Annotated in this window: 20 protein-coding genes; 2 read left to right on the forward strand and 18 right to left on the reverse strand. The window is 35.2% G+C overall.

From position 1 onward, the window contains the following. Nucleotides 1-338: 338 nt before the first annotated feature. Nucleotides 339-1,697: an SLC45 family MFS transporter gene (locus tag AC0VYV_RS20040; RefSeq protein ID WP_475366011.1), complete on the forward strand. Its 1,359-nt coding sequence runs from the start codon at nucleotides 339-341 to the stop codon at nucleotides 1,695-1,697. A 284-nt stretch (nucleotides 1,698-1,981) separates the two neighbouring features. Here AC0VYV_RS20040 and AC0VYV_RS20045 read toward each other — a convergent pair whose 3' ends face one another. The 5 genes from AC0VYV_RS20045 to AC0VYV_RS20065 form a co-directional block, all read right to left on the reverse strand. Further along, a complete protein-coding gene (locus AC0VYV_RS20045) occupies nucleotides 1,982-3,757 on the reverse strand; it encodes an ABC transporter ATP-binding protein (protein ID WP_475374168.1) in 1,776 nt (591 codons plus the stop codon). After that, nucleotides 3,735-4,124 (reverse strand): S24/S26 family peptidase, encoded by a 390-nt coding sequence (locus tag AC0VYV_RS20050; protein ID WP_475366013.1) that lies wholly within the window; start codon nucleotides 4,122-4,124, stop codon nucleotides 3,735-3,737. Before AC0VYV_RS20050 ends, AC0VYV_RS20045 begins: the two co-directional genes overlap by 23 nt. An 83-nt stretch (nucleotides 4,125-4,207) precedes the next feature. After that, nucleotides 4,208-4,468: a PqqD family protein gene (locus AC0VYV_RS20055; RefSeq protein ID WP_475366014.1), complete on the reverse strand. Its 261-nt coding sequence runs from the start codon at nucleotides 4,466-4,468 to the stop codon at nucleotides 4,208-4,210. Further along, nucleotides 4,468-5,253 (reverse strand): hypothetical protein, encoded by a 786-nt coding sequence (locus tag AC0VYV_RS20060; RefSeq protein WP_475366015.1) that lies wholly within the window; start codon nucleotides 5,251-5,253, stop codon nucleotides 4,468-4,470. Before AC0VYV_RS20060 ends, AC0VYV_RS20055 begins: the two co-directional genes overlap by 1 nt. A gap of 20 nt (nucleotides 5,254-5,273) precedes the next feature. Then, nucleotides 5,274-6,392, reverse strand: a complete 1,119-nt coding sequence (locus AC0VYV_RS20065) for a nucleotidyltransferase family protein (RefSeq protein WP_475366016.1) — start codon at nucleotides 6,390-6,392, stop codon at nucleotides 5,274-5,276. Nucleotides 6,393-6,757: 365 nt separating this feature from the next. On the opposite strand from AC0VYV_RS20065, the gene AC0VYV_RS20070 reads away from it, so the two are divergent. After that, nucleotides 6,758-8,428: a right-handed parallel beta-helix repeat-containing protein gene (locus tag AC0VYV_RS20070; RefSeq protein WP_475366017.1), complete on the forward strand. Its 1,671-nt coding sequence runs from the start codon at nucleotides 6,758-6,760 to the stop codon at nucleotides 8,426-8,428. A 63-nt stretch (nucleotides 8,429-8,491) separates the two neighbouring features. Here AC0VYV_RS20070 and AC0VYV_RS20075 read toward each other — a convergent pair whose 3' ends face one another. The 13 genes from AC0VYV_RS20075 to AC0VYV_RS20135 form a co-directional block, all read right to left on the reverse strand. Further along, the gene (locus AC0VYV_RS20075) at nucleotides 8,492-8,992 is read right to left on the reverse strand and encodes a glycosyltransferase (RefSeq protein ID WP_475366018.1); all 501 of its coding nucleotides are present in this window, start codon (nucleotides 8,990-8,992) and stop codon (nucleotides 8,492-8,494) included. Further along, entirely contained in the window at nucleotides 8,989-9,438 is a 450-nt protein-coding gene (gene pssD / locus AC0VYV_RS20080) for a PssD/Cps14F family polysaccharide biosynthesis glycosyltransferase (protein ID WP_475366019.1), read from the reverse strand. The genes AC0VYV_RS20075 and pssD overlap by 4 nt, the downstream gene beginning before the upstream one ends. A 48-nt stretch (nucleotides 9,439-9,486) precedes the next feature. Beyond that, nucleotides 9,487-10,668 (reverse strand): NAD(P)-dependent oxidoreductase, encoded by a 1,182-nt coding sequence (locus AC0VYV_RS20085; protein ID WP_475366020.1) that lies wholly within the window; start codon nucleotides 10,666-10,668, stop codon nucleotides 9,487-9,489. Nucleotides 10,669-10,730: 62 nt separating this feature from the next. Next, nucleotides 10,731-12,176 carry an O-antigen ligase family protein gene (locus AC0VYV_RS20090; RefSeq protein ID WP_475366021.1) on the reverse strand — a complete coding sequence of 482 codons (1,446 nt, stop codon included), beginning with the start codon at nucleotides 12,174-12,176 and terminating at the stop codon, nucleotides 10,731-10,733. A gap of 12 nt (nucleotides 12,177-12,188) precedes the next feature. Beyond that, a complete protein-coding gene (rfbD, locus tag AC0VYV_RS20095; RefSeq protein WP_475366022.1) occupies nucleotides 12,189-13,058 on the reverse strand; it encodes a dTDP-4-dehydrorhamnose reductase in 870 nt (289 codons plus the stop codon). Between the two features lie 16 nt (nucleotides 13,059-13,074). Next, nucleotides 13,075-14,202 (reverse strand): glycosyltransferase family 4 protein, encoded by a 1,128-nt coding sequence (locus tag AC0VYV_RS20100; protein WP_475366023.1) that lies wholly within the window; start codon nucleotides 14,200-14,202, stop codon nucleotides 13,075-13,077. A 98-nt stretch (nucleotides 14,203-14,300) separates the two neighbouring features. Next, a complete protein-coding gene (locus AC0VYV_RS20105) occupies nucleotides 14,301-15,800 on the reverse strand; it encodes a right-handed parallel beta-helix repeat-containing protein (RefSeq protein WP_475366024.1) in 1,500 nt (499 codons plus the stop codon). Between the two features lie 50 nt (nucleotides 15,801-15,850). Continuing rightward, entirely contained in the window at nucleotides 15,851-16,186 is a 336-nt protein-coding gene (locus AC0VYV_RS20110) for a helix-turn-helix domain-containing protein (RefSeq protein WP_475366025.1), read from the reverse strand. 64 nt (nucleotides 16,187-16,250) lie between these two features. After that, on the reverse strand, nucleotides 16,251-16,967 hold the full coding sequence (locus tag AC0VYV_RS20115) for a CatB-related O-acetyltransferase (RefSeq protein WP_475366026.1): 717 nt from the start codon (nucleotides 16,965-16,967) through the stop codon (nucleotides 16,251-16,253). A gap of 38 nt (nucleotides 16,968-17,005) precedes the next feature. After that, nucleotides 17,006-17,920 carry a glycosyltransferase family 2 protein gene (locus tag AC0VYV_RS20120; protein WP_475366027.1) on the reverse strand — a complete coding sequence of 305 codons (915 nt, stop codon included), beginning with the start codon at nucleotides 17,918-17,920 and terminating at the stop codon, nucleotides 17,006-17,008. Between the two features lie 57 nt (nucleotides 17,921-17,977). Continuing rightward, a complete protein-coding gene (gene rfbB, locus AC0VYV_RS20125; protein ID WP_475366028.1) occupies nucleotides 17,978-18,994 on the reverse strand; it encodes a dTDP-glucose 4,6-dehydratase in 1,017 nt (338 codons plus the stop codon). Continuing rightward, nucleotides 18,991-19,557, reverse strand: a complete 567-nt coding sequence (gene rfbC / locus AC0VYV_RS20130) for a dTDP-4-dehydrorhamnose 3,5-epimerase (RefSeq protein WP_475366029.1) — start codon at nucleotides 19,555-19,557, stop codon at nucleotides 18,991-18,993. The genes rfbB and rfbC overlap by 4 nt, the downstream gene beginning before the upstream one ends. 24 nt (nucleotides 19,558-19,581) lie before the next feature. After that, entirely contained in the window at nucleotides 19,582-20,334 is a 753-nt protein-coding gene (locus AC0VYV_RS20135; protein ID WP_475366030.1) for a sugar phosphate nucleotidyltransferase, read from the reverse strand.

The raw sequence follows: 20,334 nt of genomic DNA on the forward strand, positions 1-20,334 counted from the left end.
TAAAAGTTACAAATTCATTACGTTGAGATTAGAAATTGATTTGACATTAAAACATTATTTTTCACAATAACATTAATGCAAACGGTTGCGTAAATGTTAAAGATTAGTATATACTATTCAAAGAAAACGCTTTACCATATTAATGATGCATTCCTTTACTACTTCACGATCCTAGTGAGGTATAAAGCTTATAACTAAAGCGTTATCACGACTAATTCACTTTACAGAAGGCTGATCGAACCATTCGCGAGTACAGCTTTTATTTTTTAATTCTCATGCAAGCGATTGCATTTTCTTTGTTCACTTATTTATACGCCATACATATACAGGAGGAAATTATGTTACAAGAACAAGTTGCCACAACGAATGAAAAGCGATATCAAAAAGAATTACCCGCTCTACCTCTCACGACAATCTGGTTAATTAGCTTCGGATTTTTAGGGGTTCAGATGGCCTTTTCATTACAAAGCGCGAATATGGGACGCATTTTCCAAACCTTAGGAGCAGATCCTCATAATCTCGGTTTATTCTTTATCCTACCGCCACTCGCTGGATTAGTTGTCCAACCTTTAGTTGGATATTTTTCCGATAGGACCTGGATTCCAGGGCTTGGCCGACGAATTCCTTATCTACTCGTTGGAGCTGTAGTTGCTGTCATTGTCATGTGTCTCTTGCCCAATTCGGGTAGTTTCGGATTTACTGCAGTAACAGCCATGACGTTTGGCGCCATTGCCATTCTCTTTATGGATGTCTCATCAAACATGGCGATGCAGCCATTTAAAATGATGGTTGGGGACATGGTGAACAAAGAACAAAAAGGATTTGCGTATTCGATCCAAAGCTTTTTATCAAATAGTGGTGCTGTGTTAGCTAGTATTTTCCCGTTTCTATTAACAATTATCGGCGTTTCAAACAGCGCACCAAAAGGCGTTGTGCCACAATCTGTCGTCCTTTCATTTTATGTTGGTGCAGGAGTTCTCATCATCTGTAGTCTGATAACGGTATGGAAAGTAAAAGAGTATACTCCAGATGAGTTCGCAGTTTATCACGGCATTTCGAAAGAATCGACGAAAGAAAAGGTAAACATTTTCAAATTGCTTGGAAGCGCTCCAAAAGTATTTTGGACCGTTACACTCGTTCAATTATTCTGCTGGATAGGTTTTCAATACTTGTGGACGTATGGCACCGGTGCCATTGCGTTAAATGTTTGGAATACGAGCGACCCTTCTAGCGCAGCTTATCAAGATGCCGGGAACTGGTTTGGGATTTTAACAGCCGTTCAGTCGATTGGCGCCGTACTCTGGTCTCTCGCGTTATCCAGAATTCCAAACAACTCACGCAAATTCTATTACTCCATGAGCTTATTGCTAGGTGGGATCGGATTTGGATCTGTTTTCTTCGTGCACAATCAGTGGGCACTCGTTATTTCCTTTACGTTAATCGGAATCGCTTGGGCCGCAATGATGACATTCCCATTCACGATCTTAACGAACGCGTTGAAAGGGAAGAACATGGGTACATATCTTGGGTTATTTAACGGTAGCATTTGTTTACCGCAAATTATTGCTTCATGCTTAAGCTTTGTTTTATTCCCATTGATCGGATCTTCCATGCCGTTTATGATCTTGCTTTCAGGTGTGTTACTTGTCGTTGGGGCGTTGTCTGTACCGGTTATTAAGGAGACGTATGCGAAGTAGACATGAACGAGACGATTCTGTCCAATGACATTCATAAAACGAAAAAGCCAGATAAGCAAACAATTAGCTTATCTGGCTTTTCAAGTTTTATAGTCTAACTTAAAAAATAGAATAGAAACTCTTTAATCAATCGTTTGTTTAACTTAAGAAATATACTGTTTGAGACGTCTCTCTAAACAAAGCCCCAACTTCCTCTGGTTGATAAAGAAACCATTTCACACAAAGAATATAAATATTTATTAAATAGTTCCACATAAATGGGTGGTGACAGACACCCAACATGCCTACTGAGCTATCCTCATCCCATTGTTGTTATACAAATTGGCATACATTCTTCCAGACTGCATTAGCTCCACGTGTGATCCTTGTTCTACTACTTCACCTTTGTTAATTACAACAATATGATCTGCATTCCGTATTGTAGACAACCTGTGGGCAATCATTATAGTTGTGCGTCCTTCCATAAGTCGCTCTATGGCTTCTTGGACTAAACGTTCTGATTCATTATCCAACGCAGAAGTTGCTTCATCTAGCAACAAAATAGGTGCGTCTCTTAAGATGGCTCTAGCAATTGCAATTCGTTGCTTTTGTCCACCAGATAATCTTGATCCTCTTTCCCCTACTTCTGTTTCATAACCACCTTTTAACTCCACGATGAATTGATGGGCATTTGCTTTCTTAGCAGCTTCAATTATCTCCAACCTGCTAGCACCTATCCTACCAAATGCAATATTTTCTTCAATTGTTCCACTAAAAAGGAATGTGTCTTGAGGTACATAAGAAAAATAACTTCTTTGTTGATTTACTGACATTGCGAAGGCATCTAAATCATCAAAAAATATGTTCCCACTGTGAGGTTGATAAACACGTTGAAGGAGATGGAACAGTGTGCTTTTTCCTGCGCCACTCGGTCCAACCAGAGCAGTAACTTTACCAGCAGGCACTTTCAATGAAAAATTTTGAAATAACACATCATTTTGCTGATAGTGAAAGTCCAAATTTCTAAACTCAATCATTCGTTTCATTCTAATAGGTGGATTCATATGATCCTTAAGATTCATTTCTGGTTTTTCCTGCATTGCTTCCATAATACGTTCAACAGCAGCAATCGAACGCTGAAAGCTCCCCCATTGTTCTGCAAGGGAAGTTAGAGGATAAACCAACCTTTGCATTAAACTTACAAAAGCGAGTAATACCCCAATCGTAATTTGCCCATGCGTTACAAGAAAAGCCCCTAGTCCTAACGTAATAAAGAAAGACATCGTTCCTGCCATATTAGCGGCTGTACTAAACCAACTACGAATAGAGGCCTCTTTCATTTCAGTATGAAGAAGTTCGTCCGATGATTGTTGGAAGCGTCTTAGAAATAACGTTTCAAGACTAAACGTCCGAAGAACCATATTACCAGCGAATGAATCATTTAATGTGATGTGCATATCTTCCACTTGTTTATGAATAAGACGATTCCTGTCTCTCATTTGCTTTCCAAAGACAATTCCTGAAATAATCGTTAATGGAGCGAGTACGATAAATAGAAGAGATAATTGCCAATTCAATAAAACAAGATACACAAAAATAGAAATAACTAGGATAGGAAGACGAACTAAATTTAATAGCACTCCGCCAACGGCACCATGGATCTTATCAATATCATTCGTTAAATGTGATAGTAGTTTACCAGAATGATTCTTTTCAAAAGATGCATATGGAATAGAAAGAAATCTTTCAAACAATTGTGTTCGAAGATCTTTCTTTACATGACTTACAGTGTAGGTTCTTAAATAGGAGTCAAAATAATCTACGATGCCTGTAACAACTAGTGCAATTAATCCAACAGTGAAAAGTGTCTTTAACTCTTTAAAATCCCCATTCACCGCACTGTCAGTAATATGTTGCATTAACCAGGCAAAGAGTAAAATTAGAAAAATGTCTACTATTAAAATAAAAAGGAGACAGCAGTAGCTTCTCCAGTACGGTTTGATATATGAAGATAAAAAAGTTAAGGAACCTTTAATGTCACCTGTCTCAAGTAATCTTTTAACTGGCGCTAGACTCTTCATTGGCTTTTCTGTTCCTTTTCTTTAATATTTTATGAACGTATATGTGTAATAAAATTGATGCCGCGCGGGAATGACATAGTAAAAAACTATAAATTTTTATGAACCATTTTGTGACATCTATTGTTGTTCTACTTTTCTTGATCATTGTTAATTTTCCAATAACCTCCCCCTCAAATACTGGTGCATCAGGATAAAGATTCGTATCTCCTTTGCATATAAATCCTATCTGCCCATTTAGATAAATAGTTCGCAAATAGCGATGTCCCGTTAAGCCACCATCTTTCGTTTCAAACAACAAAATATCACCTTTTTTTAATTTTTTTAGATTAAACTGCTCGAAGGCACAAACATTATTTTGACTAATCATAGGGTACATACTGAAACCTTGTGACGGGACCTCAAGAAATTCATTAGATTTAATTAGTTTCTTAAGTAGTTGGGACTGATTCTTCATTTTTTTACTAATCCGGCGTCCACCATTTCATTCAAAAATTGCTTAATATCTTTCTGTACAATTTCGGTAGAAACTTCATAATCACTCTGAATTTTCTCAGTTAGTGACTGAACTGATTGTTCCTTAGTAAGAAGCTCCCAACATACACCTCCTAGGGCATTTAACTTTGTCACTGTGTAATCGACAGGATGTAGAACAACCCAAGTTCCATCCATCTCTACTGCTTCAAGATCAGATTGGCGAATATAAGTTTCCATTAACTAATCTCCTTCCAAAATAAATCATTTTTTTGAAATTGAAGCCTATAAACTGGTACATTACTAACAAGTTGACTTAATAACTCAAATAATTTTTTAGTCTCAACTGGATCACTTGCCCAGTAGAAGACTTTATCAAATAAGCTCATCATACTCTCGGATTTTTCTAACCGAAACCGGTTAATGTTTTCAGACTGTTCAAGAAGTTGAATTCCTCCAAGTTCGATCGATGGTTCTTGAAAAGATGAAGTTGTATCACTTCGGAATGGTGAGTCATAAACTTTCGTACCGCTACTTGTTATTTTAACTACTGTTGCTTCATCGGAAAGAATAGCACGTGGATAAGACAACTCAACCACAGTAGATTTACCAGCACCAGATTGGCCTGAAAAAAGATAAGCTTGGTTACCTTCTCTCATGCATGAAGAATGAATAAGCAATCCCCACTGTTCATGGACAATAAAAACACTATATAAGTTCATGAGAGCATGCTTCAAAGCAAAATCATTAAGAACCTTTATATTTGCAGTCGTATAGCTTGAGTCGACCTCAATAATATAATCCCCACGATCATAGAAAACAGTTCCATTATCCTTTGTGATATCTACATCAAAACTATTAAAAGGATAACCGTATCCGTATTCTATTACAATATCTAGGTTAGCTTTTTTTGACTGTTTAGTCGGTACCACTTTAAATCCATTAACAATGTGTTGAATGGCCTGCTCTGACTGCGAATTAATTCTTATACTGTGATCACCTATCTCAATCCATAGCTGATTCATAAGTTACTCCTCCTTATTCATTATGCCTTATGATATTTGAGCGAATTTTGCTGCAAAAGTACCAAGTAATATTTTTTTAGTAATACCCACCTTGAATGATTATCTTTATCTTCACCTAGAAAATTCTTCAAATATATTTTAGGAGGATAGATAACATGAAACAGTTTTGTTGAAGTAATTAGATGTTTAGGAGAATCAAAAAGACAATGATTAAAATAAAATTTATATACGTAATATGAAAGATCTTTATGATTTCTCTGAGCTTTTCGTGCATTACTTAAACTCCAAAAAAGGACACGTTTTCGAAAAGGGTAAAATTTTATTTTTTCAAGAAACGGAATCTCCTGGTACAAAATTGACAGACAAGCATTTATTTTTCTCCATGTCTTATCAGACTTGGCGCGATTTTTTAATTTATGGAAATCAATTTCCTCTGCATGATTTGATAGAATTTGAATAAGATCAATAAAATATTTCAACGAATCCATTTTATGTCGTACAGCATGGAGAGAAGTGAAATAAAACGTATCTTGTACCGATAGAACCCTTACATAATTGTAATTAGAATAGGAAATAGAGTTATCCCAAAACGGGTCTATATGCACATCGGAATAATATTCCTTATCTAAATTCCAATGCAATTCTACGGAGACAGATAAAGAACTATTAGGATTATTTTTCACAAAAGAACAATGGTTATTAGATGGATCTTCTGACTCTTCAATAGTAAAACCAGCCTTTTTCACAAGGTTTATTGATTTTTGCAGGTCGGAAGAGCGAATGAGTAAATCGATGTCTGCTGTCCCTCTAGCTAAAAAACTATTAAAATAAGTTTCTGAGAAGACTATTCCTTTTAATGGAATAACTTGTAAAGATGCTGCTTCAAAACAATCGAGGAGATGATTAAGTTCATGTCTTAGCATTAAATTCTGATAAGATGCTTTCTCATAAGAACTTTTTAATTGGTTCATAAGGGATATCGAATAACTACTTTTCTGCTGACAAGACTTAAGATAATGGTACACTTGGGACTTTATAGCGAACACATTAATATCGTTCAGCATTGATATGTAGGTATCTTCTCCCCCTTCATAAAGATCTTTTTGAGTATACATCTTCTCAAGCATAGACATAATCATAATCAGTCTCCTCTCTTACTTAAAAGCCTTTTTTCTTATCATCTTTATCTTTTTTACCAGAGGCCTTTGTTTCGAATTGGATGATTTGATGATCAATAACTTTTGGAGCTTCATAAGTTCTTTTCATTAGTTTCCACCTCCTTTTTATGTATTTGTTAGATCTCACGTTCATTATAACGCACAAAAAATTTAAGTGCAACAATTTTCTAAATATTAAAGCTGGCTATTTTGATGACCTTTACTATCATATTCAATAAAAATAGACATTGCTCCTATTCCATAATATCTAATGACTCCATATACTAGTTCATAAACAAAATATTTACACCTTTAATACAAAGGGGGATAAATTAAGGAGGGATTAAATGGAACTATGTTCAGCGAATACACTTCAAGAACAGATTAATAATGTAAGTGCTTCAGGTGGCGGAATTGTCACGGCTTCTGAATGCATTTATGTTCTGACAGAGCCACTCCTATTGAAACCGGGAGTACATTTAAAAGGGGCTGGAAAAGGGAAAACTATTATCAGAATTAATCCTAAAAGTTCTAGCGGGTCTTCAGCAAGTCATAAGTTACTAATTGCAGACCGCAGCAACAATATTAAACTTAGTGATATTACATTTGATGGTATGAAGGATAGTAGACCAGATCTTATAAACGATCCATACGCTCATTCTGTAGAGATTGCTTGGGTCGATAGCTTTGAAATAAATAATATAGAAATTATTAACTCTGCTAGTGCTTCTATAGTTCTTTATAACTCTAAAAATGGAGTAATTCAAAATAGTATAATTCTTAATAGTGGCTCTAATGGAATTCTTGCTCTACAAGAATGTAAGAATATAACCATAAATGATAATTTAATCGAAAATACGGACCATCAAAATGGAATATTCTTTAGTTATCAGCTTGGGAAATCGTGTTCCAATATTACAATAGAGCGAAATATCGTCAGGAATGCTGCTGATTTTGGGATTGAAATTGGACATACAGTTAATGAAGGCCATCCCCCCCATAAAAACATTATGATTCGGGATAATAAAGTGTATAACTCAAGAAATAGTGGTATTGCATTTAGAACTGTAAGTTTTGGAGTAATTGAGAACAATTTAGTAGAAGGGTACGGTCAAAACGGCGGATACGGTGGAGACGGTCTCTTCATAGAAGGATTTCGGAATAAAGCTGTTGATGTTCGTGTAATGAATAATATTATTAAACAAACGAATCAAACAGGTGATGCAAACGCTATTTATATTACTGGAGTAGATATGGTTCATGTTATCCAAAACCAAATTATAGATAGTAATGGAAGAGGAATTTTTGCACAGGCATCTGTTATGGGAGTAACCACAAAGGACTTCCCTAATGGTAGACGAAGATACAATGAATTATTGATTCAAAAGAACAATATAACAAATAGCAAAAGTGTCGGGATTCAGTTACAAGGCGAAAGTTCACTCAACAACGAAATTATTTTAAATAAAATTATTAGTAGCGGTGAAGAAGGTATCTTAGTAGCTAACTTAGATGAGTTAAATTTTGGACTTAAAATCTTGTTTAATAACATTGAAGCTAGCGCAGATGAAGGTATCGGTCTATACAAACAAAATAACTTCGAAATCAACAATAACATTCTATTAAATAATGGGAAGTCGACTGTAGAAGATACAAGAAAATCAGGTGTCCGACTGACAGTGGTAGGAAATGGATCATTCGTCAATAACACTTTTCAAGATAATCAAACCATTCCAACCCAGATTTATTATGTTGTATTAAGACAGGTAAACGGAACAGTTTCAAATGACGATGTTCTCCTTATTGGTGGAACGAGACAAAAAAACATTTTAAATTCGCCTAACTATTCCGAATCAAATGTAATTTATAAAGAGAATGATGATACTGATGGTCCAAGTGAATTTGAAAACAAATTATTAAAAGCAGTTGAAGGACTTGAAGATCTAAATGAAGCTACTATCGATAAAATACTAAATATTTTCAAAGAAATTATTGAACTTTCAACAAAAGAAACTTAAGAAACAAACGAGTGAAGAGATTTTATCTCTTCACTCGTTTGTTTCTTAATTGAAATTTCCCACTCACTTATGAACTAATTCCATCGAAATCTCATCCAATCTACCAATGAAAAAATCCAGATTTGAAGTTACTTTGTTATTAGATACTGTAGAGCATAGCGTAGAATAGTCAAGTATTTTATCTTTCAATTCTTCAATTTTAAAAATAGATATGATCCTTTTTTCTTTTTCGAGACGTTTAGAAAAATAGACTTGATGGTCATCGACATGTTCCTTAAATTCTTCTTGCCTCGGAACGACTATAGGGATTTTGCCTATAGATAATGGCAACATAATACTTCCTGGTCCTCCATGAGTAATAATTATTCGCGCTTCATTCGATTTTTTAACCATATCATCGTAGCTGATTAATTTTGCAGAATCGCAATACTCAGGAATATAAGAAGAATAACCAATCTGTATAAATACATCATCATAAATAATGCCATCTTTTTTCAAACAATCAATTTCTTTAATCAACCTATTAAAAGGTTGTTCATGTGTACCCACGGTTACAAATATCATAATAACCCTCCTAGGAATTCACCTTTGGGATAAAGTTTTCTTTGCTCTTCCCACTGTAAGATGAATTTATCAGCTATAGGGTAAACAATTTTACCTGTGAGAGTTGAAAGTTCGATACGATCATAAACTTCAATGTAAATTAGTTTGCATCCAAATAGTTTGCCTAGATAAAAAAAAGGAATGGCAGGAGCTGCACCAGTTGAAATAATAATATCTGGACGTTCTTTCATTAGTACTTTCCAGGATAGAATAGTATTTCTCAACAAATTTTTGACGTTACGATTAGTAGGATGATGACACCAATATCGCTTTTCGTTTTTCAACAAAGAGCAACTATCTTCTTTTTCAAATGTAACCCAAAACCTTTCATATTTTCTCCACCATTTTTCTAATTGATACAACTGCATTAAGTGACCACCGCTTGAACCCACAAGACAAATTTTCATCTAAACATCTCCTGTTCGTTTAGATTATTTTTATTAAACCTTTCATGTTTAGGTGGAAATGGGCAATTCGTTTATCAATTCATTACCCGACATATTAATTGAAGAATGAAGAGTTTGATTCCAAGCTTCTAGAGCTAAACTATCTGGTATTTCTACATTATCAAAAGTAAGATACTCCCCTTTTTTTACTGACTTTGTTATTTTCCCTCTAGATAATAGACCTATTGGAATATGGCGTGGAAAATCTTCTATTTTTATACTTGTTCCTCTAACTTCAAAGCTACCGATTCCTTTATTAATAGATTCTCCGAGTAGGAGGTTTCGCTTAGCTATCGCAGCTACACTAAATTTAGGATTTCTGGAATTATTCAATAAAATCCCTTCACCTCTAAATACTCTTCTAATGGTTTTTATAATTTCCAAATGACAGAGGTGATGATTCTGAAGTAGTGTATAGTAGGGGCCATCACCCATTTTTAAATATTTTAAAGCATCATATTGATCACTAGTATGCTCTGCTGTTATAAATACTCCTGCAGGAGCACTAGGGCATAATATGTAATCACTTAATGAATGATTACGACTTGTAGCCTCTACCGCAAGCTTTTCTCCTCCTTGGAAAACACTTTTAACTTCTGGGCCTAATAAACCATTCTCCGCAATTGTAGCTCCTAGGCCGTTGGCTACTAATACTTGTTCTATATTCACTTTTGTACCATCTGTGAATGAAGTCACCATTTCTAAACTAATTCCATTTTTTTTCGACCAGAAAGTCATATCCTGCATCTCTGGTTCTTCATTTAAATACCCCTTTATATTTCCATAAACCACTGGTTTAAAGCCCATTTCCAAAGCGTTTTCACGAAGTGCTGCAAGAGAGCCAGGTTGGTCTCCTTCTGCTTCAGTAATAAAACCTTTCTTTGCAAAATAAGAACCAGTGGTAATTTGCAATTCGGAATTCATTGTCACGATTGGTAAGGAAGCCTTCATTGCTCTGTCTATTACTTCTGTGCCGTATAGTACATCTCCACTACATTCAACAATTAAATCAGCGTTTTCTAGAAAGTCTTCTATTGAATTTGTTAAATCTTCCAGAGGGATGCCCTTGACTGTAGCAGGATCCCTCCTTGTTAAAACCTTCCCGATCATAATATCGTTTCGATTTCTTAATGTTTTGGTAAGTCCAGTACCAATAAAACCAGTCCCCACGACCCCTATTCTTTTCCTCATTACCAGGCACCCTTTCCATCAGTCGTATCCATCATTTAATATCGTTCGTTACAAACCTTTCTTTATAACGAACGATAAAGTTCATCATTATTTGCAGTTTCCTTAACTTCATCGTCCCGTTTTCTCTTAAGTAGATAGTACGATGTAATCAAAGCAAGATGAAACCACACAAATCCCATACGAAAACCATTGTTAAAGTTGAAATTTACTAGCAAAAGGATACAACAGCCCATTAAGCCTAATGAAATGTAATTATTTTTGTTAAATGTATTTTTAAGCATCCAACTAATACGCAATAAGATAGTGATAAAAATAGTTAATCCTACTATTCCAGTATCAAATAGCACCGATAAGAAAATGTTCGCATTTCCCTTTCCTGTGTTTAGATCTCCACCACCAGCATATTTGTTTCTGTTTTCTTCTAACTCTGAAAGTAGTGCCATTCCACCGCTCCCATTACCTACAATCGGGTGCTTAGGAATGTAGTCTAACATTAACTCGATTGATCCCAATCTACTGTCAGCAGCTCCCCTGTCTGTTGTGACAGATGTGGTAGGGTTGAAACGATTATAAACTTTCATAACAATTTCACTATCTACGATAAATAAAACAACGAGCAAGAGTAATAAAAACACTGTGGAAGAAGCAGCAATCTTAATAATTCGAACGTTCCATGTAATTACCAGTAAAATGAGAGTTGTTAAAATGAAGGCAAGAATGCTTGCTCTTGCCATACTAATAAATAAACCCATGAAACTTGCAGCTAAGCCAATTTGTACAAACTTTTCACTGAACAAACTAGAATCTCTTCTAATGAACAGTACAAGAAACCAAATAGATGTATATCCTGCAAACAAACCATACCAATCTGGTTCGTATGCGAAGGACGAAGGTCTTGGTATTCCTATAGCATCATAGTGACTAATTCCAATGTGAATCCCCATAAAAAAACCAATCCATTGCAAGATACCAACTACGACCACAATAAACCCTGATAAAATAGTGAATTTTAAAGTTTTATAAAAAAAACTCAAACCCTTCTCACGAATGCACTGCACTGAGATAAAGAAAAAAACATTTAGAAAAAGTTGCCCTACAACTGTTATCCAAAAATCTTTCATACTTAGCACATGAGAATAGCTTAAGAAATAACTCAAAACCCAAAGATTTATGAGAAAAAAAAGTGGCACCTTCCATAACTTTCTTTGTTCCAAAAAATATTCTATGAAAAGTTTCACACAGATTACCATTAGTAATAATTGATAGATTCTAATGTAAGACCCTTGTATTGAAATAAAAGATATATCTATAAAAATCACTAAAGCTACTGCTAAAAACAGCTTTTCAATGGAAATAGGATAGCACAGCACAATTAGTATGGGGATACTCAGCAGTACCATTTCCATAAGGCTAACTGTAGACAACACTCCCGTTACGAACGCTAGGAATAAAATAATCAGCATAAGAGGTAAATGATTCTCTTTTAGTGATAGTTGAATTTGATTCATATACATCCCTACCTAATTAACTTTCCAAAGTGCATTCCGATCAAGTTCCTCAATATAGTCCTGTAGTGCTTCCTTCCAGTTTCTCATTGCGTTGAAATCATTAAGCCTTAAGTTAAGTGGCTCCATAGCTGAATTCTTCGGTCGAGGAGCAGGTGCATTATAATCTTCTGTTGTAACGGCCGACACATCTATAGATATGTTAGATCTTTCAAAAATTTCTTTAGCTAATTCATACCAGCTACATAGGCCACTATTCGAAACGTGGTAAATACCATATTTCTCTGTGCTAATTAAGTTAATAATTTGTCTTGCAAGATCAATTGTGTAGGTTGGGTTCCCAATTTGGTCATCTACTACTGATAGACGCTCTCTTTTTTTAGCAAGCTCCTGCATTGTTGTTACAAAATTCTTTCCGCTCCCACCAAATAACCAAGAAGTTCTCACTATAAAAAATTTTGAACTTAAATCTCTTACATATTGCTCTCCAGCCAACTTAGATTTACCATATATTCCAGCTGGATTGGGAGAATCATACTCAGAGTATGGTCCCGACTTCTTTCCGTCAAATACATAATTTGTACTTAAATAAACTAGTTTCGCATCTACCTTATTTGAAGCCACAGCAATATTACGAGTACCAATACCATTTACTAGAAACGCTTGATCCGTATATCGCTCAGACTGATCAACGTTTGTAAAAGCAGCACAATGAATAATGATGTCAGGTTGAATCTTTTGAATAATTCTATCTACCTGGTCATGGTTAGTAATATCTAAATCTTCTTTCCCTAGAGGATAGATAGTATAATTTAGTCCTTTAAAACACCTAACTAATTCTTGGCCAAGTTGTCCATTCGCACCTGTAATCGCTACCTTACTCATTTCAGCACCGCCCATCCTATATGTGAACAACTTTTTTCTTAATCGTATCGGAATATACTTTTTCAAACTGACCTACAACCGACATCCAGGAATACTTTCTTGCCGTATCAATAGCCGCCATTTTCAAAAGTTGTTTATCTTGATTTGTAGAACAGATTATGTCAGTCACTTTATCAATAACGGAGGAAATATCATTAAAATCCATTAAATAGCCATTCTGAGCCTCTTCAATCATTTTACTAAAGGATGGTATATTATTCAGAATTGGAATCGCTCCAGCCGACATCGCTTCCAAAGTAGACATTCCAAATCCTTCATATTCTGAAGCTGAAATGAAATACTCTGATGCTCCTACTTCTTTTAATAGTTCTTCTTTAGACAACGCTTCTTTAATTGTAACGTGCCTCTCTAGTTGGTAGTCTTTAATCAGTTTATGAAATGTATTTTTTAAGTGATCATAATCTTTTCCAACGATACTTAGTGAAATATCCGGCTGGCTCTCTTTCAAAAGAGCAAACAACCTAAGTAACTTATCAATTCTTTTATTATTTGAAAATCTTCCTATAAAAACAAATTTATTTTTCTTCTTTTCACTATCAGCCACGCTATGAAAAGTTTCAAAATCAATTCCATTTTCAATTAATTGTACTTTTCGCTTTCCAATGGGATAGAACAAATCGTAATCATTATTGCTACAAGCTACAATTCGATTTGCCTGCTGTAAACTAAAACGAGTTACTGTTTGGAAATAAATTTTTTTGAATTGCGCAAGGGTCTTTGTATGAAAAAAACCCCCATGTGTCGAGAGGACGATCGGTTTTTTATGAAATGCTTTAAGTATAGCGAAGTAATCAATAAAAAAGTCTACTGCATGTATATGAATGAGATCATATTCAGACAGATAGGTGATGGAAGAAAGAGCGACGGGATACTTTCTTGAACCAACGTAAGGAATTCTCATTATCTTTATGCCGTTCTCACAAGAGAAAGCAGGCAGTCTGTCGCCTGTAGAAAATTCTTTATCTAGCGTTAGTATATCTGATTCAATCCCCAGTTTTTTAAGATGAATTGTAAGACTATCGACGAAGTTCTCCATTCCACCAATCGATGGTTTGAATTGCCTAACCACATGTAAAACTTTCACTATAACACCGCCTTCTTCGTTCTTTATATAGAACGATTGTAACACTAAATAACTTTTCGTTCAATATAACACTACATAAATTCTTTGTTGAGAACAATTTAATTTGATTTTTTAGTTTCCATAAGAACATTTGAGGAACTCTCAATGATTATATGATCTGTTAGTAACTGGTCCTTACTCTTATTATTAATCTCATTACCTTTAAGAAGCCCATCTGTAGTACTAACAACTCTTATTGAATAATCAATTTCATCAAATTTATTTACTGCATTATTAGTCAATGTATTATCTAATATTTGAAAATCCTTCTGTTGATATACTTCTATTCCGATTTTACTGTTATTTGTAACTTCATTGTTTTCAATTAGCAAACCAGTGCTAATGTGTAAATTTGCTATCAGTATTCCAATTCCATTATTCTCACTAACTATATTATGTTTGATTACATTATCTGTAGAAGCTGTTCCCTGTAAGTGAATGCCATCGATCTTATTCTTCGAAAAAGTATTATCAATTATATTTACTCTCTGATATTCTCGTAATCCGTTAGGAAAATCCTTCGTTGTTTCTCCTATTTTAGATGCTTGTACAAACAAACCTCGCCCTCTGCTTTTTTGAACATTATTTCCTTGTATCGTAATTCCATCTATACCTGTAACATAGATGCCGTTTGCATCTCCACTGTCATATTTCTGAACGACCACATTTTTTAATACCTTGATATTAAAAGCTTTATTAAATCCACCTTCAATGAATAAACCGTCTGCCCCGTATCCACCATTTTCTCCGTACCCCTCAACATAATTGTTTTCAATTATACCGTTACTTACTGTACGAAAAGCTATGCCAGCATTTTGTGAGTCTATTACCTTATTCTTTCTTATCTCAATACCCTGATGTGGTTCATCCCCAGATTTAACATTGTGACCCACCTCTATACCAAAGTCCCCTGCGTTCTTAACAGTATTTCCTTCTATTAGTATATTCTCGCTGGCTTTTCCGTCCTGATAACTAAAGTAAATTCCATTTTGGAAATCTATATTTTCAACTATATTATCAATTACTTTTATATTTCTAGTCGCTTGTAAACCGAGTATACCGTTTGAGCCACTATTTTTAATCGTATTGTTTTTAACAACACCATTTTCAGAATTATAAAGAACTATGGAAGCTCCCGCTGAATTGATGATAGTATTATTTGTGATTTCAAAATTATGGGTAAAGGGTAAGCTGATCGTATGGGCATTTGGGTCATCAATAAATTTTTTTCGATGTTGTTTATTACCATCAAATGTTATTTGGCTTATTTTAATATTGCTAGAGCCTGATTCAGCTTCTAATATTTTCATATCATTTAAAGAATGATTATCATTTATTTTATACTTAAGAGTAGTCTTGCCAGTATCATCACCCTTAAGGTGCACCCCAGTTTTTAGAATAATAGTTTTCTCAACAAGAATTGTACCTGGGGGCAGTTCGACCACTCCTCCCCCTTCTTCATACTTCTGATCCACTAGCATTTGAATTTCAATATCTTCCTTCATCATACCATCAGATAAGGTAAATCTGATAAAGATGAGTAGTAATAGTATGAACACTAGGAACACCCTACTCATTAGGGTTTCGGAAAGCTGTAAATTACGTTTCATTATTCAACACTTTGCTGACGATGCCACTTAATAAAATCAAAAAGCATCTTATAATCACTTATGTGATGACTATCTATTCCTTCTTCCTTTGCTAAATCCACAATTTGTGACCATCTGTGATCAAATCCTGTAGCTGGTGGATTATCATCTAGTAGATCATATAACTCAACATCAAGTACTTGACTAACTCGAAGCAAAATATCTATTGTTGGGTTAGTCTTTAAATTTCTTTCAATATTGCTTAGATAAGATTTGGATACTAACGATCGTTCAGCTAGTTCTGTCATAGAGATGCCTTTTTTTCTTCTGATTTCTCGAACGTTCTCACCTATCATTTGGGAGGTTTCCCCCTCTACTTTTATTAACCACAACTCAGTCAACTAGATTTCTTCACAAGATTCAGCTGTACACTTCATATTTCTGTTCATTTGTTTTTAACAAGTCATGGATTTCACTACGGTTTAATAATTCTTCAGGTTGCACTGCGCCCGTTAAATGTTTTTTTAACCATTCTTCATCACGAGAGAATAAAGAAAGACTCAATAGTTTATTAATAATATCTGCTTCAAAGCGATACTGAATTATCTTAGCTGGAACCCCGGCTACGATTGCATAAGGTGGAACATCCTTGGTAACAAGGGAACTCGCAGCACAAATAGCACCTTCTCCAATTGTTACACCATCTAACACAGTTACATTTGCCCCAAGCCAAACATTATCTTCTATCGTCACTTGTTGAAAATCTTCATAGTAATCCTTATCCACCCAAGTTTCATTATTTAGTTGACCAAATGTTGAATAAAAGATAGGGGAAGTACTCACAAAATGGGCAGGGTGTGAACCAAGCCCCATCTGACAGCCTGGACCAATAGAACAGAATGAACCTATGCGGCTGTTCATGATGTTACAATTCCTTGATGCGTATGTGTAGTTTCCTATCGTTGTATGCGATACCCTTGAATAATCGTTGATGCCACAATTTATTCCCATTTTACTAGTAGAGGGATCGATTTCGACTCCATGCCCAATATAGACAGACGAATGACGGGATCGAAATAAAAATTGTTTCACCCAGTTTTTAGCGAAATATGGAATGAATTTCTTAATATATTTCATACCTTTTCCCCATTTCATTCGATTATTATAGCTTTAAACTATCCCGTCCTCTGAACTCGTCTTCCAATATCTCTTCTAAAGAAGTCTTGAAATGCTTGGATAATAGCCTTTCTTATTCCTATGAATTCTCTACCTTTTATATAGTAAACTGTATATTTCACGATATTTTTCATTAAGAAATAGAGTAAGAAGCAAAAATACACATGTCTCTTTGCATACCTGGACATAAACAATAAGTTGTTACGTGTACCATAGTAATTTGATAATGGAGAACGATATCCGGTCGTTGCCTGTACTTTATGGTAAACTAGCGAACCAGGAACATAGCGAAGGCGATATCCTGCTTTTTTAAGTTCGAGACTATACGCTACATCCTCGAAATAAAGAAAATAATCTTCAGGTAAATAACCTACAGCTTGAATAATATGAATAGGAACTAACAAGACACACCCAGTTAGAAAATCCTCATCTCTTGCCTGAATCATTTTTCTCTTCTCTGTTCTATGAAAAGGAGTACCAATGATCCACCTAATTCCACCGCCGCTATACCAAGTATCATCTGGACGATCATAATAATTAATATGAGAACAGCATGCCCCTACTTCAGAATCCTTTTCACATTCATTAACTAGAGGTTGAAGGAAATCCGATTCTACAATCGTGTCGTTATTTAGTAGCAAGACATAGTCAAGTTCCTTAAACTTTTCCTGAGAGAACCGAATCCCAGCATTATTTCCTCCAGCAAAACCAATATTTTCGTTAAGCTGGAGTAGCTTGAATCGTTGGTTGGCCATATAATTAGTGAGCTCTTTTACCTCTGTAGAACAATTATCAACAACTACTACTTCATAGTTTGAATAGGTCATTTTTTTCAATGACTCTAGACAACTAATTGTATCTTTTGCATTGTTATAGTTGACGATGATAATGCTTACTGCAGGCGTTTCATTCATATGATCCCCTCACAATTTTCCTTCTAGCAATCGGTATCAATTGGTTTATCGCCTTCATTACCTCATCTCCATTTGATAATGATTTTGATAATACGTAGCGTAATCTCCTGACTTGATACGTTTCCACCACTCTTTGTTTGAGAGATACCAATCAATCGTTTCTTCTAATCCTACATCAAATGTATAGGTCGGTTTCCACCCTAGTTCTGTTGAGATTTTATGCGCATCAATCGCATAGCGACGATCATGACCTGGTCGATCTTCGATATACTCAATAAGGTCCGAAGATGCCTCTAAAGTGCATACAATCTTTTGGATTAATTCAAGGTTTTCTCGTTCATTATTACCTCCGATATTGTAAATTTCTCCAGCTACGCCTTGATGCATGACAAGATCAATAGCAGAGCAATGATCTTTTACATGCAACCAGTCTCTTATATTCTTGCCATCACCATAAACCGGAAGTTTTTTCTCTTCTAGTACATTAGTGATCATCAACGGAATTAGTTTTTCTGGAAATTGGTATGGACCGTAATTATTTGAGCATCTAGTAATATTCACATCCATCTCATACGTCTTATAATAAGAGTAGACAAGTAGATCAGACGCTGCTTTCGAAGCAGAATAAGGACTATTGGGGGCTAAGGGCGTTTCTTCTGTGAAAAAACCTGACTTTCCAAGAGAACCATACACTTCATCAGTGGATACTTGTATAAATTTCGGAACTTGATATTCTTTAGCAAGATCTAGAAGAGTTTGTGTTCCAACAACGTTTGCCTTTACAAAGCAATCAGGTTGACTAATGCTTCTATCAACGTGAGACTCAGCTGCAAAATTTATTACTCTATCAAATGTATGATTGGTGAAAACAGGTTTCATCGAATCGCAATCACTTATATCACCATGGATAAATGCATACCGGCTGCTATCTTCAACGGATTTTAAGTTTTCTAGATTACCAGCATAGGTTAAGAAATCTACGTTCACGATTTCATAAGTTGGATATTTATTATGAATATAATGTATGAAATTGCTTCCAATAAACCCCGCTCCACCAGTTATGAGTATTTTCACTTTAATGCCCCCCCCTGAAATATAGGTGCCTTAATCTCTTTTAATCGAGGTAAATCTGAATCCTTTGACGAAAGTATTGGAGTTAGAGATGGCCAATCAATAGACAGGTCTGGATCATTCCATAGTACTCCCTTGTCATGTTGTGGAGAATAAGCGTTATCTACTTTATAGAGCACCTGTGTATTTGGTACAAGTGTGCAGAATCCATGTGCGAAACCTTTTGGAATTAGAAACTGTCGATGATTTTCTTCACTCAATATTACACTCGTCCACTCTCCATAAGTTCTTGACCCTTCTCTCAGATCCATAGCAACGTCATAAATCACTCCAGATAACACTCTCACTAGTTTTGTTTGAGCATAAGGAGAATCTTGATAATGAAGCCCTCTCAACACTCCAATTTCTTTAGAAAGTGAATGATTATCCTGAATAAATGTATGATTAATTCCATGCTCCTTAAAGCGCTCTAAATTATAACTCTCCATAAAGTAGCCTCGATGATCTCCTATAACTTTTGGCTCAATTATTTTCACGCCATCTAATTTAGTATCAATTACTTTCATGCTCCCACCCCCAAGAAAATATCTTTATTTCATTAACATAGCTTCTTTTTCAAACAACCTACTAAAATCCACCTCTGCAGTTAGCTGATTAGCCAGTGCATATGATTTATGAGTACCTGCATCCGTCCATTCACCCGTCAAAATATCAAACGTTAAATTACCTTTATGAATATAAGCATTGTTAACATCTGTAATTTCTAGTTCTCCTCTTTCAGAAGGAGTAAGACCTTCGATAATATCAAAAACATAAGAGTCATACATGTAGATTCCAGTAACAGCATAATTTGATTTAGGCGTTACTGGCTTCTCTTCAATAGAAAGAATGTGGTTATTTAGAAGTTCTGGTACTCCAAAACGCTTAGGATCAGCCACTTCTTTAATGAGAATCTTCGCCCCTCCACCCTGATGATCATAGTTTTTTGCGAAGCCAGAAATATCTTCAGAAAAAATATTATCACCAAGAATTACAACCATTTTTTCATTTGCAACAAACGATTTTGCAAGTCCAAGAGCTTCTGCAATTCCACCAGCATTGTCCTGAACTTTATAAGTGAAGTTGACATCGAACTCATGACCACTCCCTAGAAGGTTTACAACATCTCCCATATGGTCCCTTCCGGTAACAATAAGAATGTCATCAATATTTGCTTCTTTCAGCTTATAGATTGAATGATAGATCATTGGATACTTACCCACGGGTAATAAGTGCTTATTGGTTACCTTTGTCAAAGGATAGAGTCTTGAACCAGTTCCCCCAGCAAGAATAATTCCTTTCAT

Source organism: Anaerobacillus sp. QJM3NY_17 (assembly GCF_056173665.1).